At 68.4% G+C, this 26,031-nt stretch carries 21 protein-coding genes; 10 read left to right on the forward strand and 11 right to left on the reverse strand.

From position 1 onward, the window contains the following. Window positions 1-27: 27 nt before the first annotated feature. On the reverse strand, window positions 28-1,017 hold the full coding sequence (locus ACZ6O0_RS28435; protein ID WP_465768046.1) for an NAD(P)-dependent alcohol dehydrogenase: 990 nt from the start codon (window positions 1,015-1,017) through the stop codon (window positions 28-30). Window positions 1,018-1,116: 99 nt separating this feature from the next. Here ACZ6O0_RS28435 and ACZ6O0_RS28440 point away from each other — a divergent pair, with 99 nt between their 5' ends. Both ACZ6O0_RS28440 and ACZ6O0_RS28445 read left to right on the forward strand, forming a co-directional pair. Beyond that, window positions 1,117-1,782 carry a TetR/AcrR family transcriptional regulator gene (locus ACZ6O0_RS28440; protein WP_465768047.1) on the forward strand — a complete coding sequence of 222 codons (666 nt, stop codon included), beginning with the start codon at window positions 1,117-1,119 and terminating at the stop codon, window positions 1,780-1,782. A gap of 21 nt (window positions 1,783-1,803) precedes the next feature. Then, a complete protein-coding gene (locus tag ACZ6O0_RS28445) occupies window positions 1,804-2,577 on the forward strand; it encodes a hypothetical protein (protein WP_465768048.1) in 774 nt (257 codons plus the stop codon). 120 nt (window positions 2,578-2,697) lie between these two features. Here ACZ6O0_RS28445 and ACZ6O0_RS28450 read toward each other — a convergent pair whose 3' ends face one another. Further along, window positions 2,698-3,504: an ABC transporter permease gene (locus tag ACZ6O0_RS28450; RefSeq protein ID WP_465768049.1), complete on the reverse strand. Its 807-nt coding sequence runs from the start codon at window positions 3,502-3,504 to the stop codon at window positions 2,698-2,700. Next, window positions 3,501-4,400, reverse strand: a complete 900-nt coding sequence (locus ACZ6O0_RS28455; protein WP_465768050.1) for an ABC transporter ATP-binding protein — start codon at window positions 4,398-4,400, stop codon at window positions 3,501-3,503. The genes ACZ6O0_RS28450 and ACZ6O0_RS28455 overlap by 4 nt, the downstream gene beginning before the upstream one ends. A 151-nt stretch (window positions 4,401-4,551) precedes the next feature. Here ACZ6O0_RS28455 and ACZ6O0_RS28460 point away from each other — a divergent pair, with 151 nt between their 5' ends. The 3 genes from ACZ6O0_RS28460 to ACZ6O0_RS28470 all read left to right on the forward strand — a co-directional run bounded on the left by ACZ6O0_RS28460 (window position 4,552) and on the right by ACZ6O0_RS28470 (window position 7,400). Beyond that, window positions 4,552-5,718: a sensor histidine kinase gene (locus ACZ6O0_RS28460; RefSeq protein WP_465768051.1), complete on the forward strand. Its 1,167-nt coding sequence runs from the start codon at window positions 4,552-4,554 to the stop codon at window positions 5,716-5,718. Further along, a complete protein-coding gene (locus ACZ6O0_RS28465; RefSeq protein ID WP_465768052.1) occupies window positions 5,715-6,386 on the forward strand; it encodes a response regulator transcription factor in 672 nt (223 codons plus the stop codon). The genes ACZ6O0_RS28460 and ACZ6O0_RS28465 overlap by 4 nt, the downstream gene beginning before the upstream one ends. An 87-nt stretch (window positions 6,387-6,473) precedes the next feature. Then, window positions 6,474-7,400, forward strand: a complete 927-nt coding sequence (locus tag ACZ6O0_RS28470; protein ID WP_465768053.1) for a GNAT family N-acetyltransferase — start codon at window positions 6,474-6,476, stop codon at window positions 7,398-7,400. 6 nt (window positions 7,401-7,406) lie between these two features. Here the strand turns inward: ACZ6O0_RS28470 and ACZ6O0_RS28475 are convergent, their stop codons facing one another. Next, window positions 7,407-7,874 carry an AMIN-like domain-containing (lipo)protein gene (locus tag ACZ6O0_RS28475; RefSeq protein ID WP_465768054.1) on the reverse strand — a complete coding sequence of 156 codons (468 nt, stop codon included), beginning with the start codon at window positions 7,872-7,874 and terminating at the stop codon, window positions 7,407-7,409. Window positions 7,875-8,049: 175 nt separating this feature from the next. Here ACZ6O0_RS28475 and ACZ6O0_RS28480 point away from each other — a divergent pair, with 175 nt between their 5' ends. Both ACZ6O0_RS28480 and ACZ6O0_RS28485 read left to right on the forward strand, forming a co-directional pair. Continuing rightward, on the forward strand, window positions 8,050-8,517 hold the full coding sequence (locus ACZ6O0_RS28480) for a carboxymuconolactone decarboxylase family protein (RefSeq protein WP_465768055.1): 468 nt from the start codon (window positions 8,050-8,052) through the stop codon (window positions 8,515-8,517). A gap of 8 nt (window positions 8,518-8,525) precedes the next feature. Beyond that, a complete protein-coding gene (locus tag ACZ6O0_RS28485; protein ID WP_465768056.1) occupies window positions 8,526-9,248 on the forward strand; it encodes an isocitrate lyase/PEP mutase family protein in 723 nt (240 codons plus the stop codon). A 44-nt stretch (window positions 9,249-9,292) separates the two neighbouring features. Here ACZ6O0_RS28485 and ACZ6O0_RS28490 read toward each other — a convergent pair whose 3' ends face one another. The 3 genes from ACZ6O0_RS28490 to ACZ6O0_RS28500 form a co-directional block, all read right to left on the reverse strand. Beyond that, complete coding sequence (locus ACZ6O0_RS28490) at window positions 9,293-15,274, reverse strand: DNRLRE domain-containing protein (protein ID WP_465768057.1); 5,982 nt, start codon at window positions 15,272-15,274, stop codon at window positions 9,293-9,295. 131 nt (window positions 15,275-15,405) lie between these two features. Then, a complete protein-coding gene (locus ACZ6O0_RS28495; protein ID WP_465768058.1) occupies window positions 15,406-16,401 on the reverse strand; it encodes a helix-turn-helix transcriptional regulator in 996 nt (331 codons plus the stop codon). 69 nt (window positions 16,402-16,470) lie between these two features. Then, on the reverse strand, window positions 16,471-18,375 hold the full coding sequence (locus ACZ6O0_RS28500) for a hypothetical protein (RefSeq protein ID WP_465768059.1): 1,905 nt from the start codon (window positions 18,373-18,375) through the stop codon (window positions 16,471-16,473). 84 nt (window positions 18,376-18,459) lie between these two features. Here ACZ6O0_RS28500 and ACZ6O0_RS28505 point away from each other — a divergent pair, with 84 nt between their 5' ends. After that, a complete protein-coding gene (locus ACZ6O0_RS28505) occupies window positions 18,460-18,948 on the forward strand; it encodes a pyridoxamine 5'-phosphate oxidase family protein (RefSeq protein WP_465768060.1) in 489 nt (162 codons plus the stop codon). A 414-nt stretch (window positions 18,949-19,362) separates the two neighbouring features. Here ACZ6O0_RS28505 and ACZ6O0_RS28510 read toward each other — a convergent pair whose 3' ends face one another. From ACZ6O0_RS28510 to ACZ6O0_RS28520, 3 genes are read right to left on the reverse strand one after another with little or no spacing between them, the layout of a single operon-like run. Next, window positions 19,363-20,193: an aldo/keto reductase gene (locus ACZ6O0_RS28510; RefSeq protein WP_465768061.1), complete on the reverse strand. Its 831-nt coding sequence runs from the start codon at window positions 20,191-20,193 to the stop codon at window positions 19,363-19,365. Between the two features lie 22 nt (window positions 20,194-20,215). After that, the gene (locus ACZ6O0_RS28515; RefSeq protein ID WP_465768062.1) at window positions 20,216-21,883 is read right to left on the reverse strand and encodes a glycoside hydrolase family 32 protein; all 1,668 of its coding nucleotides are present in this window, start codon (window positions 21,881-21,883) and stop codon (window positions 20,216-20,218) included. Window positions 21,884-21,919: 36 nt separating this feature from the next. Then, window positions 21,920-22,558, reverse strand: coding sequence for a GntR family transcriptional regulator (locus ACZ6O0_RS28520; protein ID WP_465768063.1), 639 nt, complete (start codon window positions 22,556-22,558; stop codon window positions 21,920-21,922). A 169-nt stretch (window positions 22,559-22,727) separates the two neighbouring features. Here ACZ6O0_RS28520 and ACZ6O0_RS28525 point away from each other — a divergent pair, with 169 nt between their 5' ends. Beyond that, the gene (locus ACZ6O0_RS28525) at window positions 22,728-23,915 is read left to right on the forward strand and encodes an amidohydrolase (RefSeq protein WP_465768064.1); all 1,188 of its coding nucleotides are present in this window, start codon (window positions 22,728-22,730) and stop codon (window positions 23,913-23,915) included. Next, a complete protein-coding gene (locus ACZ6O0_RS28530; protein WP_465768065.1) occupies window positions 23,912-25,207 on the forward strand; it encodes an MFS transporter in 1,296 nt (431 codons plus the stop codon). The genes ACZ6O0_RS28525 and ACZ6O0_RS28530 overlap by 4 nt, the downstream gene beginning before the upstream one ends. On the opposite strand, the gene ACZ6O0_RS28535 is transcribed toward ACZ6O0_RS28530, so the two are convergent. Next, on the reverse strand, window positions 25,135-26,013 hold the full coding sequence (locus ACZ6O0_RS28535) for an alpha/beta fold hydrolase (protein ID WP_465768066.1): 879 nt from the start codon (window positions 26,011-26,013) through the stop codon (window positions 25,135-25,137). The two genes, ACZ6O0_RS28530 and ACZ6O0_RS28535, sit on opposite strands and share 73 nt — an antisense overlap. Window positions 26,014-26,031: the final 18 nt, after the last annotated feature.

Raw genomic sequence — 26,031 nt, forward strand, 5'->3', positions numbered from 1 at the left:
ATCCCGAGGCTCCAGCCCCACCGCTGCTCAGATCGTGATGGCGAGCTTCCCCCGCGCCTTGCCCGCGGCGAGGTGGCGGAGCGCGTCCGCGGCCTGGTCGAGCGGGTAGGTGCGCTCGACGCTCGGCGTCACCTTGTCGGCCTCGATCAGCTCGGTCAGCCGGACCAGGTCGCTGCCACGCTCCTTGTTGACGAACATGGCGATCCGCTGACGGATGAACAGCGACAGGATCAGCCCGCGCAACTGGCGGTTCATCCCGCCGGTCAGACCGCCCCCGTCCTCACCACCGGTGATGACAGCCGTCCCGGTGGGGGTGAGGGCACGCCGCAGCCGGGACAGCGTCGGGTTGCCGGCGATGTCGATGATCAGGTCGTAGTGGTTCCCCAGCGCGGCGAAGTCGTCCCGGGTGTAGTCGATGACGTGATCGGCACCGAGCGATCGCACCAGGTCCAGCTTCTGCGTGCTGGCCACGCCGGTGACCTCCGCGCCGAGCGCCTTGGCCAGTTGGACCGCGTAGCTGCCGACGCCACCGGATGCCCCGGTGATCAGCACGTGCTGGCCGGCCTTGAGCCGGCCGACGGTGAGTGCGTCCTGGGCGGTGAGCGCGGAGATCGGCACCACGGCGGCTTGTTCGAAGGACAGGTTGGCCGGTTTGCGGGCGAGTTTGTCCTCGCGGGCGACGGCGTACTCGGCGAACGAGCCGGGGGCGACGCCGTACACCTCGTCGCCGACCGCGAACGCGGTGACCTCGGGACCGACGGCCTCGACCGTGCCGGCGACGTCTCGTCCCGGGACCGGGTTCTTGGGTCTGCGCAGTCCGAACGCGAGGCGGATGAGGTACGGCGTACCTGTCATCAGGTGCCAGGTCCCGCGGTCGACACCGGCCGCGTGGACCCGGACGAGGACCTGGCGGCCGGTGATCTCGGGGACGGCGATCCGGTCGTGGCGCAGGACGTCGGCGTCGCCGTACCGGTCCTGGACGATCGCTCGCATGGTGGTCGTGACGGTGGTGGCCATGGTGATCCTCTGGTGGGTTCGGGTGCCCCCAGCGCACCGGTTTTCGTACTAAGTACGGCAACCGTATCGTACTTTGTACGAAACTGCTATGGTCCGGGGATGGGAACCTCCGAGAAGCCGCGCCAGCGTCCCCGGCTCAGCCGGGAGCGGGTGCTCCGAGCGGCCATCGAGGTGGCCGACGCGGGTGGGATCGGCGGGCTCACGATCCGCTCGCTGGCGCAGGAGCTCGGCGCGAAGCCGATGTCGGTCTACTACCACGTGGCCAACAAGGAGGAGATCCTCGACGGCATCGTCGACGTGGTGTTCAGCGAGATCGAGCTCCCGTCGGCCGACGGCGACTGGCGGGCGGAGCTGCGGCGACGATCCGCGTCGGCCCGTCAGGTGCTGCGGCGGCACCGGTGGGCGATCGGGTTGCTGGAGTCGCGCACCTCCCCCGGCCCGGCGACCCTGCGCCACCACGACGCGGTCCTCGCCACCCTGCGCGCGGCGGGCTTCTCACTGGAGATGACGGCTCACGCGTACGCCCTGATCGACAGCTATACCTACGGCTTCGCCCTCCAGGAAGCCGGCCTGCCGTTCGAAGGCCCCGACACCGTGGCGCCCGTCGCCGAGTCGATCATGGAACACTTCACCGCCGGTGACTATCCGCACCTCGTCGAAATGGCGACCGGCTACTACTTCAAAACCACGTACGACTTCGGCGACGAATTCGATTTCGGTCTCAACCTCATCCTCGACGCCCTCGACGCCTCCCTTCCCCGCTGACCGCAGGCGTACTGTCGGTCGATGGAGTGGCTTTTGTTCCTGGCCCTGGGTGGGGGAATTGCGGTGGCCGCGCGACGGCTGTGGGATCGGCGGACGGCGCGGCGGATCGATGCGGCTGATGTGCTGCAGATCAAGGAAGTCGCCGAGGAGGACATCACTCTGCTCGGGGAGGAATTGTCGCGGCTGGGAGAGGATGTCGCCGGGCGTGAACTCGACGGCGATACGCGACGTGATTACCAGGTGGCACTGGATGCGTACGAATCCGCGCAATTGGCGGTCAAAGGGCTGCGGACGGCTGACGCGATCAGCAAGATTGCCGACACGTTGGCCACCGGGCGATACGCCATAACGTGTGTCCGCGCCCGGGTTGCCGGCGTCGACGTACCCGAGCGACGCGTTCCGTGTTTCTTCAATCCGCAGCACGGGCCGTCGACCACCGATGTCGTGTGGACGCAGCCGCGGCGCGGCACTCGCACGGTGCCGGCGTGCGCTCAGGACGCGGCGCGAGTCGGCGCCGGTGAGGAACCCGAGATCCGCTACGTGCAACTCGGCTCCCGCCAGGTCCCCTACTGGGAGGCCGGCCGGGCCTTCGGCCCCTACGGCCAGGGCTACTTCGCCGGCGCGGGAGGAGGCGCCACCTACATCGCCCTGTCAGGCTTCGACGGCCAGTCAACCGGCCACAGCACCTGGGGCGAAAGCTGGGGCGGCGGCGACGCTCACGGCATCGGCGGCCACGACGGCGGCTTCGGCGGTGGACACGACGCAGGCGGCGACTACGGCGGCGGCGACAACTAGCGGTGACGTTGACACCCGTGGGCTTTCAGAGCATGGTGACCAGCCTGGGGCGCATGCGGCGCGCCCCGCCCACTGGAGGGAGTGCGCGGGGCGCGGACCCGCAAGCGGGGGCGTCCGGGCTCAGGCGGATTTCACCTCGCGGCGGAGTAGCCGGAGGAGGCCGAGGGCGAGGGGCAGGAGCACCCAGATGGTCCCGGCGACCGCGAGGTGCGCCCAGTCGTCACCGTGGAACGTCCGGTGATCGAAGGCCGGCGCCATGGCGGTGTTGAGGTCGACCCAGGGAGCCGCGTGCTCGAGTGCGCCCACCATCGAGAAGAGCACACCCCACGCGATCGGGATCACGTAGTACAGCACGATGGCGGCCGCGGTGTTCATCAGCAGCATTCCGAAGGCGAAGCCCTGGAGGATGCCGATCAGCTGCACGGCGAAGAAGTCGCGGACGTTGGCGGCTCCGACGTTCCAGCTGCCCGCGCCGTCCATGAACGCCATGCCGGCCAGGTTGCTGAGGGCGGCGACGCCGAGCGCCACGACCACGGCGAGCAGGCCGACCAGGGTCACGGCGACCAGCTTGGCGACCGCGACGCGGATCCTGCTCGGTTCGAGGGTGAAGGTGACCAGGCCGGTGCGCTGGCTCCACTCGGCGGTGACCGCGAGGATGCCGAGCACCGGGAGCAGGATGCTCTGCGGGGTTGCCGTCGCGGCGACGAAGTTCAGGAACGTCAGCTGGTCCGGATCGGCGACGAACAGGAACACGACGATGACGGCGACCGTGATGAGGCCGATGGCGGTGAGCAGCCAGAAGCCGGCCCGGGTGTCGACGAGCTTTCGCAGTTCGACCCGCAGCAACCGGCTGAAGGGTACGGACGTGACGCCGGGATCTGGTGACACTTCGAGGTGGAACGGTGCCGGGCGGGTCGTGGTACTCATGCGGTGACCTTCTCTCGTGCGTCGTCAGCGGTGAGCTGCAGGAACATGTCCTCGAGTCCGGCACCGTCCGCGCCACGCAACTCGGTGACGACGACGCCGTGTTGGGCGGCGGCTGTGGCGATCTGCTCGCGGGTGGCCTCCACGACGTACGCGCCGTCCGGGGTGGCCTGGTAGGTGTAACCGGCGCCGTCGAGGCAGCGCGCCAAGGCAGCCGGATCCAGTCCGCGGACCAGGGTGCCGACGGCGTTCAGAAGTTCCGCCTTGCTGCCATCGGCGACGATGACACCGCGGCCGATCACGACGAGGTGGTCGGCGATGACCTCGATCTCGTGCAGCAGGTGCGAGGACAGCAGCACGGTTCCGCCCCGGTCGGCGAAGCCCTTGAGCAGTTCGCGCATCCAGTAGATGCCGGCCGGGTCGAGTCCGTTGGCGGGCTCGTCGAGGATCAGCACTTGCGGGTCGCCCAGCAGGGCGTGTGCGATGCCGAGCCGTTGGCGCATGCCGAGGGAGTAATTGCCGACCCTGCGGTCGCCTTCGTCGCCGGTCAGGCCGACGAGCTCGAGCATCTCGTCCACCCGGCTGCGGCGCAGGCCCATCACGGTGGCGCCGAGGCGGAGGATCTCGCGCCCGGTCCGCCCGGTGTGTTGCGCGGAGGCGTCGAGCAGGACCCCGACGTGACGGCCCGGGTTGGGGAGGTCGGCGTACGGAACGCCGAGGACGGTGCTGCGACCCGAGGAGGGTGGGGTCAGGCCGGTCATCATGCGCATCGTGGTCGACTTGCCGGCCCCGTTGGGACCGAGGAAGCCGGTGACGGATCCGGGCCGCGCCCGGAAGGACACGCGGTCGACGGATTGGTGTGCGCCGTAGCGCTTGCTGAGTTCTTCGACTGTGATCATGAGGTCGAGCCTGGGCCCGAGCACCCGTCCGGCACATCGGCCGCAGTGCCATGACCGCAAACCACGGGACAGACCTGTGTAGCCCGCGGTAGGGGTCGGGCCGGACCGCGGTCCCTGCCCTGAACCACGCGCCTCCCGTACCGTGGGCCAGGTGGACGCCCTCGAAGCCGCGCCACCACCTCCGCTGAGCCACTGGCAGTCGACGTGGCGCTACAGCTTCGCCATCATCGCCGGCGCCGGTTTCTGGATCTCGAGCTACTACATCCCGTACGCCGGGGCGATGCGCCCGCTCTGGGCCATCGATCTGCTGCTCGGAGCCGTCAGCGTGGTTCTGCTGCACTGGAGACGGCGCCGCCCGCTCGCCATCGCCCTGATCGTCAATATCTTCGGGGCTCTCTCCACGGCCGCGTCAGGGGCGGTGGTCGTCACCACGGCGTCCCTGGCCACCCGCCGGAAGTGGCGCGAGATCGTACCGGTCGCGGTGGTGGGTTTCATCGCCTCGATCGTCTTCTTCGGGACCCATCCCGGCGCGGGCGATTCGTTGCTTCTCACCCTGGTGTTCACGGTCGTCTTCGTGAGTGCCGTGATCGCCGCCGGCATGTACGTCGGAGCCCGCCGCGAACTGCTGGCCACTCTGCGGGAACGAGCGGACCGCGCGGAACGCGAGCAGAGCCTGCGGGTCGGGCAGGCGCAGGCCACCGAGCGGGCCCGGATCGCCCGTGAAATGCACGACGCACTGGCCCATCGGCTGTCGCTCGTGGCGTTGCACGCGGGCGCGCTGGAGTACTGCCGAGGGCTGAGTGAAGTCGAGGTGGCCCGAGCGGCCGCCATCACTCGCAAGAGCGCCCACCTCGCGCTGCAGGACCTGCACGCGATCCTCGGAGTTCTGCGTACGCTCGAAACCGATACCTCACCCGAGCGTCCGCAACCGACGCTGGCCGACCTTCCGGCGCTGGTCCAGGAGGCCATCGGATCCGGCACGAGAGTGCGGTTGCACAACCAGGTCGGCGACCTGGCCGAGGCGCCCGATGTAATCGGGCGCGGCGCGTACCGGATGATCCAGGAGAGCTTGACGAACGCTCGCAAACACGCACCGGACACCGCGGTCGACGTGACCCTCAGCGGTCGAGCGGGAGGGGAATTGATGCTCGAGGTACGGAACCCGCTGCGGCTCGGCTCCACGGTGAGTGCGACGCCCGGCTCCGGCCTCGGCTTGCTCGGACTGACCGAGCGCGCCGAGCTGATCGGAGGCCGCCTCGAGCACCTCAGATCCGACGGAGACTTCGTGGTCCGGGCCTGGTTGCCGTGGCCGGCATGAACCCTGCCGGTGACTCGATCCGGGTCGTGATCATCGACGACGACGCGCTGGTGCGCACCGCACTCGCGATGATCCTGCGCGACGACGCCACGATCGAACTGGCCGGCGAGGCGGACGACGGCGAGGCCGGGCTCGAACTCGTCGCGCGGGTCGCGCCCGACGTGGTCCTGATGGACATCCGGATGCCACGACTCGACGGCCTCGAGGCCCTCGCCCGGCTGATGGGTCGACCGGCACCGCCCAAGGTGATCGTGCTGACGACGTTCGACGCCGACGACTACGTCCTGCGCGCACTCCGCGGCGGAGCCAGCGGGTTCCTCCTCAAACACACCCCACCCGCGGAGATCGTCGAGGCGGTGCACAAGGTCGCCGCGGGCGACCACACGCTCTCCCCCAGCGTGACCGCCCAACTCATCGCCCAGTTGGGTGCGGATGCGCCAGACACCCAGAGCGCCATCCGGGCACGGTCCTTGACCAAGACCCTCACCGACCGCGAACGCCAGGTCGCCATCGCGGTCGGCGAAGGCAAGGTCAACGCGCAGATCGCCGAAGAGCTCTACCTGAGCATGGCGACCGTCAAAGCGCACGTCTCGCGCATCATGGTGAAACTCGAAGCCACCAACCGCGTGCAGATCGCGAACCGCATCCACGACGCCGACCTGCTCTGATCAACTCTGCCGAGCACTGGACTCTGCGGTAGGACTAGACCACTGTGAGGTGTGGATACCACCGCCGTACTGCCGCACGGTTGCACCGTGCGGGCACCTGAGCCGGCCGACGCCGCGGCATTGTTCGAGATGCTTGCGGCCTACAACACGCGCTTGATCGGATTCGCGGACGGGACGGTGGAGGAAGTCGCCGACCGGATCGTCGAGCCGGGTTTCGAGCCTGGCACCGACGGCTTTCTGGTGTTCGCCGGGGACAGTCTGCCGGTGGGGTACGGCACCACGTTCGGCAAGGGTGACCGTCAGGTCGTCGGGATCCAGGTGTGGTCGCAGCAGCCGGCGATCGCCGATTGGCTGTTCGAGCGGACGATGCAACGCGCCCGGGAGATGGGACGCGAGAGCGGCCACGCCGAGATCACCGTCGACACCGACATCTATCGCGCCGACGAAGCACAGCGGACGCTGCTGGCCGATCACGATTTCACCGCGAGTACGACGTACCACCGGATGCGGATCGATCACACCGGCCCGGTCGCCACGCCCGCGGTGCCGGACGGCGTGGTGGTCCGGCGGGGGGCCTTCGACGATGCCGCTCGCCGGACCGCGCACGACGTCATCATCGAGAGCATGCGCGGGCAGTTCGGCTACGTCGTCCGCCCGCACGAGGAGTGGATCGAGTACCTCGACGCCACATCCACGTTCGACTGGTCCCAGATCACCCTGCTCGAGATCGACGGGCGCGCGGTCGCGATCCGCCTGTGCGACGACGACCACGTCGAGACCGAGAACTGCGGGTACATCCGCGTTCTCGGCGTACTCGAGGAGTTCCGCGGGCGAGGTCTGGCGAGGTTCCTGCTCCAGGACGCCTTCGCCGCCGACGCGGACGAAGGCCGCGCCGGCACCATCCTCGACGTCGACACCAACAACCCGACCCCAGCCCTCGGCCTCTACCTGTCCGTCGGCATGACCCCGACCCTCGTCAGCGAAGGCTGGCGCCGCGTCCTTCCGGTCAACTAGGTGTCGCTACCAGTTGTGAGCGACATCAACCACAACACGATTGGTCAGGGTGAAGACGCGGAACGGGAGGTGGGCGCGGACGCCGAGGCCGATCGTGGTCTGGCCCTCGGAACTGCCGGCGTGCGCGACCTGCCGGAAGGTTCGGTAGGCGAGCACGATGGTCAGTTCGTCGTGGTCGGCCGGGTTGTAGGTGCTGCGGCCGGCAGCGTCGTGCGACGGTACCGACAGGATGATTTCCAGCTTGGCGTCGCCGCGGAGCGGCAGGAAGTCACCTCGCCGCAGGGTGACGACGTTCTTCACGTAGTGCACGCGGCGCCAGGACGGCCGGCCCTGGACGTCGAACACTATGCGGTCGAAGGAGGTGTGCCGCCCGGTCCGGACGTTCGTCAGCAGTCCGAGACCGTCGTACTCGCTTGCCTCAGGCAATAATCCCCATTCGGCACGACCCGTGCTGACAGCTGTTGTCGTCTTCATCGTGGAGTCCCCCTCAGACACCTGCTAGATGCCGTCTTCACGCCTGAAGTTCAGGTTGGGGCCCGGTGATTTCCTGTGCCTGAACGCCCACCGACCGCGACCGGCTGGATTGGCCCCTGGATTCTCCCGGGAAGTGGACCACGTGGCTGGGCCGGTTCGGTCATAGCGTGGGGGTATGAGCACAACGACGACGCGGCGGGTGAAGCTCGCCAACGTGGTTCCAGATTTCTACAAGGCGATGATCGAGCTGGATGCGGTCTCCGATCGGGGGCTGGATCCGAAGTTGGCGCATCTGGTGCGGGTCCGGGCCTCGCAGATCAACGGGTGTGCGTACTGCACCGACATGCATTCGCTGGACCTGCTGCAGTTCGGGGCGGACCAGCAGCAGCGGATCTCGCTGCTGCCGGTGTGGCGGGAGGCGAAGAAGTTCTACACCGAGCAGGAGCAGGCGGCGCTCGTGCTGACCGAAGCGATCACGCTGGTGAGCGTCGACCACGTACCGGACGAGGCGTACGACGCTGCGGCGGCGGTCTTCGACGAGAAGGATCTGGCCCAGTTGATCGCGCTGATCATCACCATCAACATGTGGACCCGGGTCGGCGTCACCGGCAGGATGGAGCCCGGCCACTACAGGCCGAGCTGAGGCGCGCGATGTCAGCGACAGCAGAGGAATTCCGCGCGCTGCACCACGGCGGCACTCCCCTGATCCTGCCGAACGCCTGGGACCCGGTCAGCGCCCGGATCGTCGCCGACGCCGGCTTCCCCGCGGTTGCCACCAGCAGCGGGGCGGTCGCCCGCGTCCTCGGGTACGACGACGGACAGCTGACGCCGGCCACCGAGATGTTCACGGCGGTCGCGCGGATCGCCCGTGCGGTCGACGTACCGGTCACCGCGGACCTGGAGGCCGGGTATCACTTGCCACCCAAGGAGTTCGTCGACCGCGTCCTCGAGGCGGGCGTGGTCGGCTGCAACCTCGAGGACTCGGTCGACGGTCAGTTGGTGGACCCGGCCCGCCAGGCCGACTACCTCGCCGAAGTCCGCGCGGCCGCAGGCGCCGATCTGGTCATCAACGCCCGCATCGACACGTTCGTCCGCCCCGGCGGTGACGGACCCGGCGCGGTCGCCGAAGCGGTACGGCGGGGCCGGGAGTATCGCCGGGCCGGTGCGGACTGCACGTACCCGATCGCAGCTCCGGTCGAAGTGCTGCCCGAGCTGGTCAGCGGCATCGGCGGACCGCTCAACGCCCACGCGGCCCCCGCCGGTCCGACAGCCGCCGAGCTGATCGCCGCGGGAGCGACCCGGATCTCCTACGGCACCAGCCTGCACAGGCATCTGATGGACACCCTCCGGGAGCTGCTCCCGAAGCTGACGTGAGCGGTGGGGCCGCCCCCAGGACGGCCCCACCCTTGCTCAGAGCATCACCACCAGCCCTTGCGCTTGGCGTGGTAGGCGAACAGACCACCGGCACACCCGGCGATCCCCCAGCGCAGCGCCTTCTTCCGCAGCGCCTTCCAGCCGTTCTTGATCGTGTCGACGGACAGCACGCCGAACGCGCCACCGGCACACGCGCGGACGTACTTGTTCTTGTAGACCTTCTTGCCCCAGCGCCAGGCCTTCCGGACGTACTTGTTCTTCCGGATCTTCTTCTTGGCCTTCTTCCACTTCTTCGCGACCCACTTGATCGCGCACTTCTTGCTGAAGCACGGCCACTTGCCGTCCAGGTCGGTCTTGTCGACCGGGTCGGCGCAGGCGTACTCGTACGCGTTGCACCCGCCGCCGACGACCGGGTCCGTCTGCAGGAACCGGCCGGTGACCGGGTTGTAGAGCCGGACCCCCATCAGCACGATCCCGGACGGCGCATCCGCGGCCCGCTGTTCCGCACCGAGCCAGCCGTACCGCTGCTTGCCGACCGCCTCGGCGTCCCCGAGTACGCCGTACTCGCTGGACTCCGTGGTCGTCGACAGGCCCTCGTCACCAGCGTGGATGGTGGCCACGATGTCGCCGGACAGATCGGTGACCTGCCACTCGGCCACGGCGGAGTCGCTGTCGAGGATCGCCGTCATACCGGAGAGACCGGGGATGACTCGCGTGTACCGGTCCGGGCCCTCCTGGGTCCACGCCGGCGAGTCACCGTCCTCGTCGTAGTGCTGGATGTTCTGCACGACCGCACCGGTCCCGTTGTCGGTCCAGGACCGGATCCGCTCCCCCATCACGTCGATGGTGTAGTCGGTGGTCCGCCCGCCTTGGGTGATCGTGTCGACCAGGTCACTGGCGTGGTAGGTGACGGTCAGGTCCCCCGCCGCCGGCACACCGGTGTCGGCCGCCGGGACAGTGGTGGTGCGTCCCAGGGCGTCGTACGCGTAGCCGGCGCTGGTCACCCGGTTGGCGGTGTCGTACGTCCAGGTCCGCGACGATGCCGCAGTGGCGGTCTGGCAACCGCCGTCGGTGGCCGGGCCGTACTCCGTGACACTGTTGCGATCGCTCGCCGTACTGAACCCGTAGACGCGGGTCACGCACTGCTCGCCGATCGTCTGCTGGACCGTGGTCACCCGTCCGGTATTGTCCTGTGAGTACACCTCACTGGACAGCGTCGACACCCGCTTGGCGGTCTGACCCTGCGCCGACGAGGTCAGCACCTCGCGGAACAGCGTGCAGTCGCTCGAGGCACACCCCGGCTTGCTGTAGGTGATTCCGGCCTTGTCACCGTTCTCGGCGTACGTCGTGTCGACCTTCACGCCGTTCGGCCAGGTCTCGCTGACCAGCTTGCCATCCGCGTCGTAGCTGCCGGTGTAGTCGCCCGCCTGGCTGTCGTTGACCGAGGTGTTCAAGCCCCGGAAGTCGTAGCCGTAGGTGCGGGTGCCCTTCCCGTCGCTGGTCGTCGCCGGCCGGGACAGCAGGTCGTACGTCGTGGTCGAAAGGTTGCCGTCAGCATCCTTGTACGACGTCAGCCGGCCGAGCGTGTCGTACGTCCGGACGACCTCGGCGACCACGGTGCCACCCGACACGGACTGGGTCCGCAGCGTCTGGCCCGAGACCGGGTCGTACACGTTCCGCTTGGTCGGCAGCGCCGTACCGAGTCCGGTCACCGTGGTGTCCAGCACCCGGCCGGCCGCGTCGTACGTCGTCGTGCTGGTGCGCAGTGTTCCCGCGCTGGTCTTCTCCGTCTCCACGCGCTCCTGGTTGTAGATGTCGTACGTCGTGACGACCGCGGGGATCTCCGGACCGGTCGCGGACTGACCACCCGGCTGCGTGCGGCAGGGCAGGTTCGCCCACTCCGGGTGCAGGTCGCACTCGGCGAACCCGCTGCCCGAGGTGGCCCGGTAGTTGATCGTCTTGCGGGTCGCCGGGGTGTTGGTCGTCGTACCGCCGGCGGCCTGGGTCGTGGACGTGACCAGTCCGGTCACCGGGTCCAGCGTCGTACGCTCGGTCTGGCCGAGGCCGCCCGGGTCCTTGGTGACCACAGTGGGCTGCCGCAGTGTCCAGTTGTAGGCGGTGGTCGTCGTACGCCGTTCCGCCTCGACCGTCGTACCGCCGGTCCCCCACACGCGGACGGCTGCGTCCTCGGTGGTGATCAGGTTGAACGGACCACCGCTGGTCGGCGCACCCTGGTCGTAGGTGTTGCGAGTGAGCTGCCGTCCGCGCGTGGTGGTGCCGTTGGCGAGGCGGACGTCGGTCTCCGGAGCCTGCACGGTCTCCAGCCGGACACCGTCGAGCGAGTAGGTGTTGACGGTGGAGTAGGTCTGGGCGAGCGACTGCTCGGCCACGTCGTTGTCACTCGAGGACTGGTTCAGCGCCCGCACCCGGTTGGCCGCAGTGAGCTTGCGAACCTCGTTGCCGAACGCGTCGTACCAAGTGGTGGAGATGTTGCCGCCCGGCAGGGCCTCGTTGACCTCACGCCCGTTGGCGTCCAGGTAGCTGACGGTCGCCCGCTCGTAGCTGGAGCCGTTGGGCAGCTGGTCTGCCGGGAACACCGCGGTCGCGTCGGTGGGAGCCTCCGGCTGACCCCAGCGCTTGGTCTGCCCGGGTGATAGGTCGTTCGGTGCACCGGTGCCCGACAGCGGCACTTTGTAGACCACGCTCTCGACGGCAGTACCGGCGGACAGCGCGGACCGGGACACGTTCTGCAGACGTCCAGCACCGGGATCGGTCGGGAGCGTCGTGTAGGTGAACTGCGTCGGCTCCTCACCGGCCGGCTTCACCGACGACAGCACACCGTCGGCCTGGTAGGTGTACGTCTCCTTCGCCGCAGACCCGATCCGCGGGTCCCACGTGCCCTTGAGGCGCCCAGCGGTGTCGTACTCGTACGCCGCCATCGGCACGGTCCGCATCGCCGCGGTGTCCGGATCCCAAGCGGTGAAGGAGATCTCCTTCACCCGGCCGGCATAGTCACCAGTGCCGTTGGTGGTGGTGGCGTACGTGAAGTTAAGTGCCCGGCAACCACGGGTCAGCGTGGCGCAGTTGACCCCGTCTGGCACCGGAGCGATCACCCGCGTCGGACGTACGACGTCCACACCGCCGACCGTCACCTTCTCCCACGCGAACGCCGTGGTCTGGTTGCTGCCGGGCAGAGTGGTCGTCGTCGGGAAGTACTTCCCAGCAGCGGCGCCGGTGACCTTGCCGAACACCACGATCGACCCTTGGTCGTCGGTCAGCTTGTACGTGTCCGTCGAGCTCGCATAGGTGAGCTTGAGCGTCTCCTGCCCGACCTCCGGGTCGAAGTTGACGCCATCGCGCGCCGTGAAGCCCACCACGTCGCCATCCGGCGTACCGACCTGCAGAAGCGAGCCGTAGACGTCGAGCGAGGTGTACGGCGTCTGGGCCTCGTCAACGACCGCACCGGAGATCCAGCCGGGCCCGAACATGCCGGACGGGTCGACCTTCGCCGCCTGCCGGCTGTTGTACGTCCGGCTGACGGTCAGATCGCTGCCGTACGAGTCCACCGACACATCGGTGTCGGTCAGCGTCACGTTGCCGGTCAGCAGGTTCACCTCGCCCGGACCGATCTCCTTCGACGCGGCCGTCGCGAGGTTGCGGTCGAAGGTGATCTTCACCGCACCCGAGTTGGCGGCCGTGCCACCGGTGAACGCACCCCGGAGCTGCAGTGGACCGTCCCGCGGAATCGACTGTGCGTCGACCGCGGCCAGCGTGGCCTCCATGTCCCAGTTGAGCTTGGGGAACTGGCCGCTGCCACTCGAGGCCAACGGCCAGGTCACCGCACCTCCTCCCGCGGCCAGCGTCACATGCGCGGCCGGGATGGTGGTCCACGTGTCGGTGTCGCCTCGACGCCACTGGTAGGTCACTCCGGTCGCAGTATTGCGTCCCGCGCCGGTGATCGCGGTATTGGCCGCGCTGATGTCACCCGGCTTCGGTGTGAGCACCGCACCGCCACCAACGGCGAACTGGTACGCCGTCAACGGCGACCGGTTGCCCGCACGGTCCCGGGTACGCACCCACAGCGTGTGCGGGCCGTCAGTGGTCGGCGTGATCGACAGCGACGTACTCGCGCCGAGGCCGGCTGCGTTGACCACCTCATCTGGCGGGTTCGCGTCGACGCCGTACTCGTACGCCGCCACGTCGCTCACTCCGGATGCGCCGAAGGTGAACGTGCCCGCCGTACCTGCGCTGCCGGACCACTCCGCGACCGGATACGTCGTCGAGGCCACGGTCGGCGCCACTGCTGGCGACATGGTGTCCACGGTGAACTCGCACCAGTTGGACCACGCGCCGGCCGTCGTACCGTCGCTGCCCTGGACGCGCCACGCGTAGCTGGCGCCCTCGGCGAACACACCGTCGGGGATGTACGTGCCGAGCCACGAGCCGGATGCGCCCGGCCCCTCGGTCACCGTCGTACTGGTGGCCGCACCGACCTGCTTGTACTCGAAGTTCGCGTAGACCTGTGCGCTCAGTCCGTCGCTGACCTGCGCCCGCAACTGCGGAGTCAGGCTGGAGATGTACGGACGCGTCGCACCGGTCGCACAGGTCGTGTCCGGCGCGGTCGCCACCGCGTTCACCGCCGTCTTGGTCTGGTAGGTGATCGTCACCGACGGCGGGTTCGACGCGGCCTCACGGGACGCGAACCGCTTCCAGCCGTAGCTGTCGGTCTCACTCGCGGCCCTGATCCCGATGCTGGTCTTGGCCAGCTTGTTGGCCGCCGTGTACTGGAAGGCGGCGGTCACCGGGATGGTCACCCAGCCGTCGCCGCACGACGTCGAGAAGCCCTTCGTCTGCGTCGACGTACCGACCTTGTCGAACCAGGCGGGCTGGTTCGACCAGCGGATCGCGTTCGTGACGTCCGGGGTGCGGTAGGCCTGCCACTCCTTCGCGGTGCAGGAGTACGAGTGGTGCTCCCACAGGTTCAGCGTCGCGGCCTGGATCTGCTTGTCCCACAGCCAGTCCTGGTTGTCGAAGCGCAGGTACGAACGGGCCTTCGTGGAGCCTCCGTCGAACGTGCCGACCTTGAGCTCGGTCGCGCCGGACTGGTCGTTGGTGTAGCTGCTCTCGACGAACGCGTCGAAGCTCGCACCGGAGCTCTGCGACGGGTCGATCGTCACCGGGTAGACGGTCTTCGGGTCGTTGAGGAACGCGGCGCTCGGGGTCAGCAGCAGCGCGTCCTTGGCGAGCCCGAGCCCGACCTGCGCACGGCGGGTGTGCTCACCCGACGCGGCGTCGACCGTCGCGTCCCACATCATCGGGGCCGGTACGTCGAAGCCGTTGGCAACCGTCAGACCACCCTTGCCGTCCAGCCTCGCGGGGGTCTTCCAGGGCATCCGGATCTGCTGCACCTGTGCGGCGGCCGCCCGGCTCTTCACCAGCAAGTGCTGCTGGTAGCCGGTGCGCGTCGCCTCGACGACCAGGTCGACGCCGGGCTTGACGTCGCGGTAGGTGGCGGTCGTGCCGACGAGCTCCGGGGCCGGGAGCGGGCCGGACCAGCCCAGCGCCGAACGCTTGCCTTCGGCACCTATCGAGACGAGCTCGTGATCGCCCCGGCCGGCCGGACCGGACAGCTTCAGGCCGTACGGATGGGCGAGCGGCTCGACCGTACCGTCCGGGCGGCGGACCAGGTTCACGTCGACGTCGGTCCACTCGCCGTTGCTGGCCCGCATCCGGACGGGACCGGCCGCCACGGTCGCCTCGATGGCGCCGTTCGGCAGAGCACGGAATTCGGTGGTCTCAGTCGTCCGGCCGGTGATCAGCACCGGCTTGCCGGTGACGCGGGCAGTGACCGCGGCGGACGCCTCGTCAGGCCGTTCCAGCGGTACATCGGGAGTGGTGATCGTATCGATTTGTTCCGGCGCCGCGGCCTCGGCGTCCTCGGAGTACTGCAGTGCTCCGGCGACCAAGGCCAGGCCGACCGTGACGCCGATCCAGCGCGCCGAACGGCGCCCCGGATAGACGCCCAAGAGGCGAGATCTCGGGAAGGGGGACATAGGGGACCTCTCTTATGGGGCGGACGCCACAAGAGTGAGGTCGGCTGATCTCCCACCGACAGAGAAGAAGTGGACAACTTCCCGAACTGGCCAGTTCTACAACGTTAACCAAGCAGCCCGAGCCGTTGCGCGGCAGCGCCGGCGGCGAACCGCGTCGGTGCGTCGACGAACTCCATGACCGTTGCGATGTGCCGCCGTACAGTCCGGACACTGAGCTTGAGATGCCTGGCGATCGCTTCGTCCTTCAGACCGTGGACGAGCAGCGCGAGGACTTCCCGTTCGGTTGCACCGAGAGTCCTGGCCGCCGGCTGCGCCGCTCCTACCGGTGTCGCGGTCTCCCACAGGTGGTCGTAGTACTGGATCAGCGCTGCGATCAGAACGGCGGACCGGATGAGCAGTGCACCGGTCGTGCCGCCTGCCACGAGACCGAGAAGGGCGAAGTGGTCGTCCACGATGACCATCCGCGCGGGCAGCGTCTGTACGGTCCGTACTTCGACATTGCTGTCGACCGCGGCCCGGATCGCCTTCGCGCCACGTGGGTCGGCCAGGAAGTCCGGCGTACACAACTCGCGGAAGTGCATGCTGGAGCACTGACTGTTGAGCTGTGAGGGCAGCGGCACCTCGGAGTCGGCAACAGCGATGGACCGATAGGTGCACTGCGTGGTGTGGATGGACGTCGTCCAGCGCTCGGCGATCTCGTCCGGATCGGTCAGCACCTGCGCGAGGACCGATGGCACGTCACCGGTACGCCGGTCGTGCAGCTGGAGCTGGTGCACCTCGGCGGCCGCGACGTACCCCTGCAGGAGCCGGTCGTGCTGCTTGGTGAGGTCGCGATGGACCTGTGTGAGCAGACCGGTGACGGCGATCAGCGGATCGACCGGTTTCAGCAGGACAGCATCGTCGGCGCGCTGCAGGTAGGCCAGGTGCCGGCTGACCAGCTCCTGGTCGATCCGGTGGTGCTCGCGAGCCTGACGTCCCCCGGTGACGGTCAGCTCGAGGTAGGCGTCCGCGACGTCGCCGGGCAGCAGCTCGCGGATCAGCTTCTCGTGTTCGGACGGTTCCTGGTGCCGGCCGAGGCCGGCGGTCACGTTGGCGACCATGCGACTTCCCCCACCACGGTCAGCCACCACTCGGTGGCGTTCAGTTGTGGCGAAGAAGCTACCACTTGCTCACTTGGTTAGGTAGTTATCTTTCATAAGCCACTGCCGGCCGCGCAGTGCGTAGACCAGGGCCCAGTCCTGGTCGTTGGCGAGCGGATCCGCAACGTGGGCAGGCTGTCCGTTCACGCAACTGGGGTAGACGAAGGCGCAGGTCGCCGTACCGTCTGCCTCGAAACTGACCAGATTCGAGCGGAGGATCGCCTCGGTCGCCGCGTCCAGCCAGGCCGCCTGTTCCGGGTCCACGAGCTCGCGCGGCCACGCGCCGTACACGACCGCACTGAGCGCGGACCAGTAGTGCGGGAAGACGTCGCCCCACAACCGCAGCCTGCCGAACCAGTACCCGTCCCAGTGCCGGATCGCCACGTGCCGCAGGCGTACGTCGGGTTGGTCGGCGGCGAACGCGGTGAGCCAGGGCAGGCGGCGGGTCAGCTCGGCGCCGTCGATCTGGTCGGGTGCCGTTCGGTAGGCCGCGACCAGGAGCTCGAGCAGCGGCGCGACCATCGACTGCTCGTAGTTGACCTCGTGGGGCGGCAGCTCGTCGCCGTACTCGATGAAGGTGCGCGCGTGGCGGATGAGGTGCTCGTGCATGCCGAGTTCACTCAGCAGTGGACCGAGGTCGAAGGCGAGGAAGTGGTCGCCGCCGAGCTCGTAGTACCGGTCGAGGATGCGGGCCGCGCCGGCCCGATCGCCCTGGCCGAGCAGGAACCGCGCGAACCAGGGGAAGTTGTAGAGCCGTACGTGGTCCTGGTGGATGCTGTCGTCCTGGATCGTCCCCGCCTCGTCGAGGAGATGTTCGCGGACGAACTGCTCGTACCCGGCGAGTGCCTCGTCCAGCTCGGCTCTGTCACCCCAGCCTTGGGCGCGGACCTCTTGCAGGAGAATCGCCATCCCGATCCGCTCCCGTGCGTCGGACCAGTCTCGCCATGCTCCGGACAGGACGGTCAGTCCGCTGTCGTTGTCGTACGGGACGAACGCGTACTTGCGGCTGTCCGCGAGCTCCGGTCGTCGCTGCTTGTCGAGGATGAACCGGACCCGCCGCTCCGCGATCTCCTTGAGGGGTTGATGAAACAGCACGGCAAGCCGTGCGGTCCGGTGGCCATCGGTCGCCTCGACGTACCTGAGTCCTGGCTCGTCGCTGGTGAGGTCGTTCGCGCCTCTCACCTCGATCGTCTCGCCGACCTCGGCGGCGAGGCGGTCGGCGTGGAGCAGTGGTCGACGATCCGCGTGGAAGGCGGGCAGGTCGTCGTACCAGGCCAGCTGCCAGGTCCAGCGGTACGACGCGTTGGGCGCGAGGGTGATCTCCGGCTGACCGCCCATCGCGTGCGGTGCGCGGGCGTGGTCGGTGACGTGGAGATAGATGTGGCCGCGGACGTTGCTGCTGGTGCCGGGCTCGCGCGACTCGATCGAGTACGCCCAGAGCTCGCCTTCGGTCAGTTGCAGTCCGAGTCCCGGGCCGCTCCCGTCCATCGGCTGCGCCCAGACCCAGGCGTCCGTTCCCCCGGTCCAGACGTGTGCGTGGACAGCCTGTGTGAGGCTCTCCCGGCTCGACGTGTAGACATCGCGGTACGGCGTACTGATCGCGAGGGACCCGACTTTCGTCGGGGCTGCCGTGGTGTTGCGGAGCTCGTACGTCTCCGTCCACCGCTCCCCGAACCGGCGCCCGACCCGCAACTCCAGCCCGCCGAACTGGTACAGCAGATCGATCCCCGTGCTCCGCCACCGCGCGAACGCCGGACTGTCGAACCGGTGACTCCCCCGGTCGGTGACGACGAACCCCTTGCCCCAGGCATACAGGCCGTCATGCACCTTCCCGACGTCCAGCAACACCCGCCTGCCGTCCGGATGCACGACCTGCTCGACCGCCCCGTCATCCCCGACCTCCACCGTGCCCGCACCGAACCCGAAACTCTCCACGATTCCTCAACCTATCGATGTCGAGGAACGTACTGGGGCTTCGTCCCCCTGATGAGAACACTCCTGGACGGAAGGACGAGCATCATGACCAAGGACGAGATCGCCGAGATCCTGGCCAAGCCCTACGCGCAGGCGTTGCTGACCGGCCCCGAGCCGGCCCGGTTCGGGTACGACGGCCTGGACGGGGACCCGCGGGTGATCCCGATCGGCTTCTGGACCGAGGGCGAGCAGATCCTGATGGCCACCGTGCCGAAGTCCGCCAAGGTCGCGGCCCTCCGCAAGAACCCGAAGGTCGCCCTCACCATCGACACCGGCGCCTTCCCCCCGAAGGTCCTCCTCATCCGCGGCACTGCCACCGTCGACCTCGTCGAAGGCGTCCCCGACGGCTACCTCCAGGCCGGCCACAAGGTGATGACCGACGACCAGTACCCGGACTGGGAATCCGGCGTGAAAGCCCTCTACACCGAGATGGCCCTCATCACGGTCACCCCCACCTGGGCCAAACTCCTCGACTTCGAAACCACCATCCCCAAGGCAGTCGAAGACCTCATCAAGGAAAGGTCCGCCGGCTGACGCGAGCTGTGGTCCACCCACGCGTGCTACGCAGGCACTCCTTCGTCGCGCCCGCTACGCGCGCTCCCACCCACCCGAGGTTTCCCCTGCGGGCTCATCGCCCGCGGTCTGACGGACTAGCGCCCCCAGGCTGCGTCGGCGTCCGCCCCACGATCTGCCGGCTCATCGCCGGCGCCTTGCGGGCTGCCGCCCGCGTGCTGCGTGCTCCTTCGTCGCACGCGGTCGACTGCTGGGCGGGCGCCCGTCGGATGGACGATCTGCCGCCACTCCGGCCAGGTCAGCCCGCGCTCAGGACGACCGTCCGTGACGCCGGCCGCCAGGCCCGACCTACCACCGGTCAGCGCGGTGCGGGGACACCGATGACATCGGCAGAGAGCGCCCGACGCACCACCATCGACACGACTACGGCTGGGCTCAGGACCACCACTTGCCGTGGGGGGCCAGGGCCTCGGTGGTTTGGTGGGTTTTGTCCAAGGAGTCGAGGGCGGTGATCGACTCGTCGTCGAGTTCGAAGTCGAAGACGTTGAAGTTTTCTTCGATGCGTTCGCGGTGTGACGACTTGGGGATGACCAGCAGGCCCTTCTGGATCGCCCAGCGGATCAGGACCTGCGCAGGAGTACGGCCGGCAGCGGACGCGATCCGCTCGACCACCGGATCGCCGAGGTGCCGACCGGTTCCGAGCGGGCTGTACGCCTGGGAGACCACGCCCGCGTCCGCACCGGCCTCCACCAGCGCCCGGCGGTACTCGAACGGGCTGAACTGGATCTGGTTGACCGCCGGCTGGATCTGGCTCACCTTCAGGAGCTGCTGGATCTCACCGGCGCCGAAGTTCGAGATCCCGATGCCTCTGGTCAGGCCGGCCTCGCTGGCCGCCTCCATCCCGGGCCACGCCCAGGTCGGCCCACCCTGCGGCCAGTGGATGAGGTAGAGGTCGAGGTAATCGGTGCCGAGTCGCTCCAGGCTCTTCTCCGCCTCGACCCGCGGGTCCCGGCTGCCCGGGTAGAACTTCGTCGTGAGGAAGATGTCCTCCCGGGCGATCCCGCTGCTCTGGATCGCTCGCCCGACACTCGCCTCGTTCCCGTACGCCTGCGCCGTGTCGATCAGCCGATAGCCCATCTCCAGCGCCCAGTTCACGGCCCGCTCGCACTCCGCTCCGTCGTCCACCTGCCAGACCCCCAAACCCAGCACAGGGATCTCCGTACCGTTGGCGAGCGTTCGGGTCGGCTGAGAGCCATTCGCAGTCATGCTCCCCTTCTACCACGACCACTCAGCGATCAGGCCAGATCGAGTCCAGGGTGTGGAGGGTCGAGACAACCTGGACAGGTCCAGTCGAGGCGAGGACGATTCCGCGGTCGGTGGGCAGGTAGCAGCGAGAGATCGAGACTTCGCCGTCGTTCGCGAACAGCTCCAGCGACGTCCGGTCGACGAGGAGCCGAGCGGTACGCAGCGTCCCCGACACCGCTTGAGGAGACGAGCCTGAGGCCACCGTGGCGCTAGTGAGTTCGATAGGCGAGCCGGAGAGGTTGACGGTCAGGGTCGCACCGGACGGGATCCCAACCTCGAGGTGAAGCTCGGCTTCCAGCGGACCGGTGGTGAGAACCACGTCCGCACCTGGCTCGACCGTCCCGAACCAGTGCCTGGTGTCGGAGCGCAGCGTGGCGAGCTCACGGACCGGACTACGGAAGAGATGTGGCCGTCCGTCGACCGTACGCAGCGTGAGTTCACACGGGAACGTGACCTGCTGGTTGAACGGCATGTCGGGATAAACGCCGTCCCGCATCCACGCGGCCTGGATCCGGCGGCCGTCGCCGGTCTCGGTGTTGTTCCAGGTCTGGGTGGCGTAGAAGTTCGCGCCGGTGTCCGACACCACCTGCTCGGACTCCTCGACGAATCTCGTCCCGTCGAACTCACCCACCGAGTACTTCCCATCCCCTCGCACCAGCACCCATTTCGTCGCCCCGCCGTCCAGCGGGAGCTCGAAGAAGTCGGGGCACTCGAAGCTGTTCGGTATGACGTTGCCGGTGTCGGTCCAGTGCAGGAGGTCGGTCGAGGTGAGCAAGTGGTACTGCTGGTCGCCGTACAGCATCATCACCCAGTGATCACCCGGGTGGTAGCGGAACACCTTCGGGTCGCGCTCGGGCATCGTCATGATCGGGTTGCCGGCGTAGTGCTGCCAGGTGCGGCCCTTGTCGAGGCTGAAGGACAGGCACTGACTCAGGTTGTCGTTGCGGGACCAGAAGGCGACCATCGGCGGCGTGGCCGGATCGTCTGAAAGCCCTGAGGTGTTGCCGTAGTCGATGACCACCGATCCGGATTGCACACCGGTGTCGAGTGATTCCTCGAAGAATGCCGGCGGCTGCTCGGTCCAGTGGACCAAGTCGTTGCTGATGGCATGGATCCAGCACTTGTTCCATCGCTGGGCGAACAGGTGGTACTCACCCTCGTGGTATACCAACCCGTTCAGATCGTTCAGCCAGCCCTCTTGGCGCATCCCCGGGTTCAGCCTGTCCATCGCGAACTGCCTTGCTGTGAAGTGGTACTGCGGCCGCCAAGTCTCGCCGTACAACGGCTGGGTCTTGGCCGGCCGTACCTCGGGATGGTCGGTCTGTACGACCTGGTCCAGGGTGATGTGACCCCAGTCGCCGGTGGCCTGATCGACCAGTTGAAGCTGAGCCTTGTGACCGGCGAACTCGGTCACATCCCAACTGCCCGGCGTGGGGATGTCGCTGTTGCGGCCGGTCGCACTGCGCACGATCTCCCCGCCGACCAGCAGGTTCAGGCAGCACACGTACTCGTAGTCCCCGCCGGCCACGGCGTACGCGATGAAGTCGCGCTCGATGGTGAACTCCGGCGAGGTGACCGAACCGGTCGAGTGCTCACCCTCCGGCCCGGACATCTCGAACTGGGATACCACCAGGTCATCGCGACGGTTCATCACCGCTCCTTGCCCGCATTCGACGTGCGTCAACCGTCAGAGGCGGCCTCGGACGTCGCGGATGAGGGCCTCCGACTGGGCGAGGTGTTCGGCGGCGAGCCGCTCGGCCTCGGCGACGTCGCGGTTCTCGATCGCGGTGAACAGCTCCAGGTGCTGTCCCGCGACCGCGATCAGATCGTCGTGCTGCGCCATCAGCCAGCGCATGCGGCTGCGCAGCGGACGCTCGATCTCGATCAAGAGCTCGTTGGACGCCAACTCGGTCACGATCTCGTGGAAGTCCGCTGCCTTCCGCCTGGCGAGTACGGCGTTGCCCGCGCGCGCCGCGCCGAGTTGCTGGTCCAAGGTCCGCCGGAGCCGGTCGAGCCCTTCGCGCGTACGCCGTTCGGCCGCGAGCCGGAACGTGAGTGGCTCGAAGGCGACGCGAACCTCGTTGAGATCGGCGATGTCGGAGTCGGTGAACTCGCGGACGACCGCCCAGGACCGGGGCCGCAAGGTCACCAGCCCGTCAGCGGCCAGCGCCTTCAGCGCCTCCCGCACCGGCACCCTGCTCACGTCCAGCGCGGTCGCCAACTCCCGCTCGACAAGCCTGCCTCCAGGCTTGCGCACCCCGTCGAGAATCTCACCGCGCAGGCGCCGCGTCACCCGCTCCGTCTCGGACTCCCGGCTCTCGCTCATCGAACTCCCCACGTCGGTCAACCGCCACCCAGCATGCCGCATCGAGCGTCCATCCGCCTGCCCCGCCACCCCGGTCTGCTGAAGTGCGCCGCTGGGCTCTCGCTCGCGCCGGTATACCAACCTCCCTCGACATCCGAGCACTTCGGCACTTTGGTATACCATTACGCCCATGACGTCCTTGCTGCTTACTGACGTGCGCCCATGGGGTGGCGACCCGGTCGACCTGGTGATTGCCGATGGCAAGATCACGGACATCACCTCGGCCGGCACAGCAGCCGACCAGGAGGTGCGCGTCGACGGGCGTGGGCTGCTTGCGCTGCCGGGATTCGTCAACGCGCACGCGCACGTCGACAAGAGCTGGTGGGGTCAGCCGTGGGTCTCGTACGGCGGTCAGCCGACCACCCAGGGGCGGATCGCGCACGAGCGCGCCGAGCGGGACAAGTACGGGATCCCGAGCATCGCCGGCGCGACGGCAGTGCTGCGGGAGTTCCTGAGGCACGGCACCACCGCGACGCGCACGCACATCGACGTCGACCTCGGCGTCGGCTTGCGCGGGATCGCCAACGTCCGCGAGGCCGCGACCGCACTCGGCGGCGCGGTCGACGTGGAGATCGTCGCGTTTCCGCAGGACGGCGTACTCCGGCGCCCCGGAGTACTCGACCTGCTGGACCAGGCCGCGGCCGAGGGCGCGACGAGTATCGGCGGGCTCGACCCGGCGTCGATCGACCGCGATCCGGTAGGCCAACTCGACGCGCTCTTCGAGATCGCCGTACGGCGTGGCGTGGGGATCGACATCCACCTGCACGACGGCGGTGAGCTCGGTGCGTTCCAGTACGAGCTGATCGTCGAGCGCACCCGGCAGACCGGTCTCGCGGGGAAGGTCAACGTGTCGCACGGGTTCGCCCTCGGCGAGCTGTCCGCAACGCGGCAGACCGAACTCGTCGAGGAGCTCGGCGCGGCCGGGATCTCCTGGACGACGGTCGCGCCGGTCCGCTCGGCGCCGCTCCCCTGGCGCGAGATGCGGACGGCGGGAGTCGCGATCGGCCTCGGCACGGACGGCATCCGCGACCTGTGGTCGCCGTACGGCGACGGCGACCTCCTGCAGGTCGCCCGCAGTTTCGCCCGGCTGCACGGGTTTCGTGCCGACGAGGACCTCACGTACGCCGTGGAGCTCGCGACGACGGCCGCCGCGCCGTTCGTCCACCGTGAGAACCACGCGCTCGCCGTGGAAGCCCGCGCGGACGTCGTCCTGATCGACGCCGAGAACGTGCCGGACGTCCTCGTCCGCGCGCCGCGTCGTGACGTGGTCATCGCCGGTGGACAGGTCGTGGTCCACAACGGCGAACTCCAGGTGTGAGCGCCCGTACGTCCGCGATGCTTGGGCGGACTCTGGGTTCGTTGCGGGGGAACCGGCCGTTCCAGCTGCTCTGGTACTCCAACCTGTTCTTCTTCGGCGGTGTGTGGACGCAGACGTTGGTCCTCGGCTGGCTTGCCTGGGACACCACGCACTCCGACTTCCTGGTTGCCGTGTTCGGAGCGGTGCGGCTCGCGCCGTTGCTGCTCGGGCCGTTCGCCGGTGCGTTCGCGGACCGGCACAACCGGGTCCGGCTGCTCATCATCGCGTGCTCGTGGGCGCTTGCGGCCGTCAGCGTCGTGGCCACGCTCGCGTCGCTCGACAGAGCCTCGTACGGCGTGCTGCTGGTCGGCGGCCTCGCGCTCGGGCTCGCTCAGTCACCGTCGCAACCGGCCCGCGCCTCGCTGGTACTCGATCTGGTCGGCCGCCAGAACCTCAGCAACGCGAACGCGCTCAACTCGATGGCGCTCAACATGACGCAGGTGATCGGCCCCGCGGCCGGCGGTCTGCTGATCAACGGTCTGGGCGCACCGGCCGCGCTCTGGGTCTCGACGATTTGGTATGCCGTTTCGCTCGGCCTGCTGCTGCCCTTACGCGGACTCGGCCAGGTGGTACACCAGCACACCGACTCGTCGCTCCGCATGGTCACCAGCGGGCTTCGCGCGATCGCCCGGAACCGCTTGGCCGCAACGGTCCTGCTCGTCACGCTGGCCGCCAACATCCTCGTCTGGCCGATCGCTCAGTCGTTCATGCCGGTGTTCGCCGAGGAGTCGCTAGGGCTGGACGCCGCCGGTCTGGGCTGGCTGCTCACCTGCAGCGGCGTCGGCGGCCTGGTCGGTTCCCTGGTGATCGCGTGGCTGGGCGACTTCCGTTTCAAAGGTGCGCTGTTCGTCCTGGGCACCGCCGCTTGGGGCGCCCTGTGGGCGCTCTTCGCTCTGTCCCACAACGCAGTCGCTTCGTTCATCTTGATGACCGCGATCGGAGTCCTAAGTGCGGCGTTCGGCGTCCTCCAAACCACGCTCCTCCTCATGACCACCGCCCCACCCCTGCATGGCCGAGCCCTGGGCCTCCAGGAGTTGGCCATCGGCGTCATGCCCGTCACATCGCTGATCCTTGGCGCCTTCGCCCAACACTTCGGCGTCGGGCCGACCACCTTCGTCAGCTCCGCCCTCCTCGTGATCCTGATGGCCCTCCTGGCCACCTGGACCCCTCAGCTCCTCCGCTACGCCGGATCCGACGACGTGCGCGCGTCGGTGGCGAAGTCGACGATCAAGCGGGCGAGCTCGGCAGGCTGATCCTCCGGCACGAACGAGTACGCATCGGCAAGCGTGACCAGTCGAGCGTCGGGGAGCGTCGCCGACAACCGGTCGAACAGGCTGGCGGGGAAGATGCGATCGTCGGCCGCGCGGACCAGGAGCACTGGCTTGCGGAATCCGGTCAGCGACTTCGCCGCGGCCACGGTGGTTCTGTTGTCCACGCTGACGACGAAGCGCTTGGCATCCCGCCGAATCTCCCGGCTCTCGCGGATCGGGCGCAGGTAGGAGTCGAGGATCTCGTCCGGTATACCGTCCTTCGTCAGCCAACCGAACGCGAAGGGGCGCCGTTGCACCACCGGCAGTTGGAGGAGGCGGCTGGCCAGCCAGATCATGCCGGGAAGGCGTGCCAGCTTCGGCATCCGGGAGTACGGCTCGGGGAAGAAGGCCTCGAACGCGTCGCAGGGGGTGAGCACCACGCGGCCCAGCCGCTCGGGATGGTATGCCATCAAGATCTGCGTGAGAGCGCCGCCGGTGTCGTTGGCGACCACGGTGACATCAGTCAGGTCGAGCTCGGCAAGGAACTCGGCGATCAGGCCGGCAACCCCGGACGGCGTCAGGTCGGCCTCGTCCGGCATCGGCAGTCGGTGTGCGCCGAGCGGCCAGTCCGGCGCGATGCAGCGGAATCCCGCGATGGCGACTGCCGGAACGACGTTGCGCCACAGGTTGGCGTTGACCAGCAGACCATGGACGAACACGACCGGCGGACCGGACCCGCGTTCGGCGTACTCGAGCTGGCCGCTGGGCAGCGCGACGGTCTTGCGTGCACCAAGAGCCGCATCGTGCATGCCGGTCTCCTTCAGGAA

It is taken from the genome of Kribbella sp. NPDC048837 (genome assembly GCF_055586945.1).

Bases quoted from the DNA above. Each gene is read 5' to 3' on its own strand.
- ACZ6O0_RS28450 (WP_465768049.1), bottom strand. From the start codon at position 3,504: ATGAGTACCACGACCCGCCCGGCACCGTTCCACCTCGAAGTGTCACCA.
- ACZ6O0_RS28510 (WP_465768061.1), bottom strand. From the start codon at position 20,193: ATGACTGCGAATGGCTCTCAGCCGACCCGAACGCTCGCCAACGGTACG.
- ACZ6O0_RS28455 (WP_465768050.1), bottom strand. From the start codon at position 4,400: ATGATCACAGTCGAAGAACTCAGCAAGCGCTACGGCGCACACCAATCC.
- ACZ6O0_RS28480 (WP_465768055.1), top strand. From the start codon at position 8,050: ATGAGCACAACGACGACGCGGCGGGTGAAGCTCGCCAACGTGGTTCCA.
- ACZ6O0_RS28535 (WP_465768066.1), bottom strand. From the start codon at position 26,013: ATGCACGATGCGGCTCTTGGTGCACGCAAGACCGTCGCGCTGCCCAGC.
- ACZ6O0_RS28445 (WP_465768048.1), top strand. From the start codon at position 1,804: ATGGAGTGGCTTTTGTTCCTGGCCCTGGGTGGGGGAATTGCGGTGGCC.
- ACZ6O0_RS28505 (WP_465768060.1), top strand. From the start codon at position 18,460: ATGACCAAGGACGAGATCGCCGAGATCCTGGCCAAGCCCTACGCGCAG.
- ACZ6O0_RS28520 (WP_465768063.1), bottom strand. From the start codon at position 22,558: ATGAGCGAGAGCCGGGAGTCCGAGACGGAGCGGGTGACGCGGCGCCTG.
- ACZ6O0_RS28525 (WP_465768064.1), top strand. From the start codon at position 22,728: ATGACGTCCTTGCTGCTTACTGACGTGCGCCCATGGGGTGGCGACCCG.
- ACZ6O0_RS28515 (WP_465768062.1), bottom strand. From the start codon at position 21,883: ATGAACCGTCGCGATGACCTGGTGGTATCCCAGTTCGAGATGTCCGGG.
- ACZ6O0_RS28495 (WP_465768058.1), bottom strand. From the start codon at position 16,401: ATGGTCGCCAACGTGACCGCCGGCCTCGGCCGGCACCAGGAACCGTCC.
- ACZ6O0_RS28465 (WP_465768052.1), top strand. From the start codon at position 5,715: ATGAACCCTGCCGGTGACTCGATCCGGGTCGTGATCATCGACGACGAC.
- ACZ6O0_RS28475 (WP_465768054.1), bottom strand. From the start codon at position 7,874: ATGAAGACGACAACAGCTGTCAGCACGGGTCGTGCCGAATGGGGATTA.
- ACZ6O0_RS28435 (WP_465768046.1), bottom strand. From the start codon at position 1,017: ATGGCCACCACCGTCACGACCACCATGCGAGCGATCGTCCAGGACCGG.
- ACZ6O0_RS28485 (WP_465768056.1), top strand. From the start codon at position 8,526: ATGTCAGCGACAGCAGAGGAATTCCGCGCGCTGCACCACGGCGGCACT.
- ACZ6O0_RS28440 (WP_465768047.1), top strand. From the start codon at position 1,117: ATGGGAACCTCCGAGAAGCCGCGCCAGCGTCCCCGGCTCAGCCGGGAG.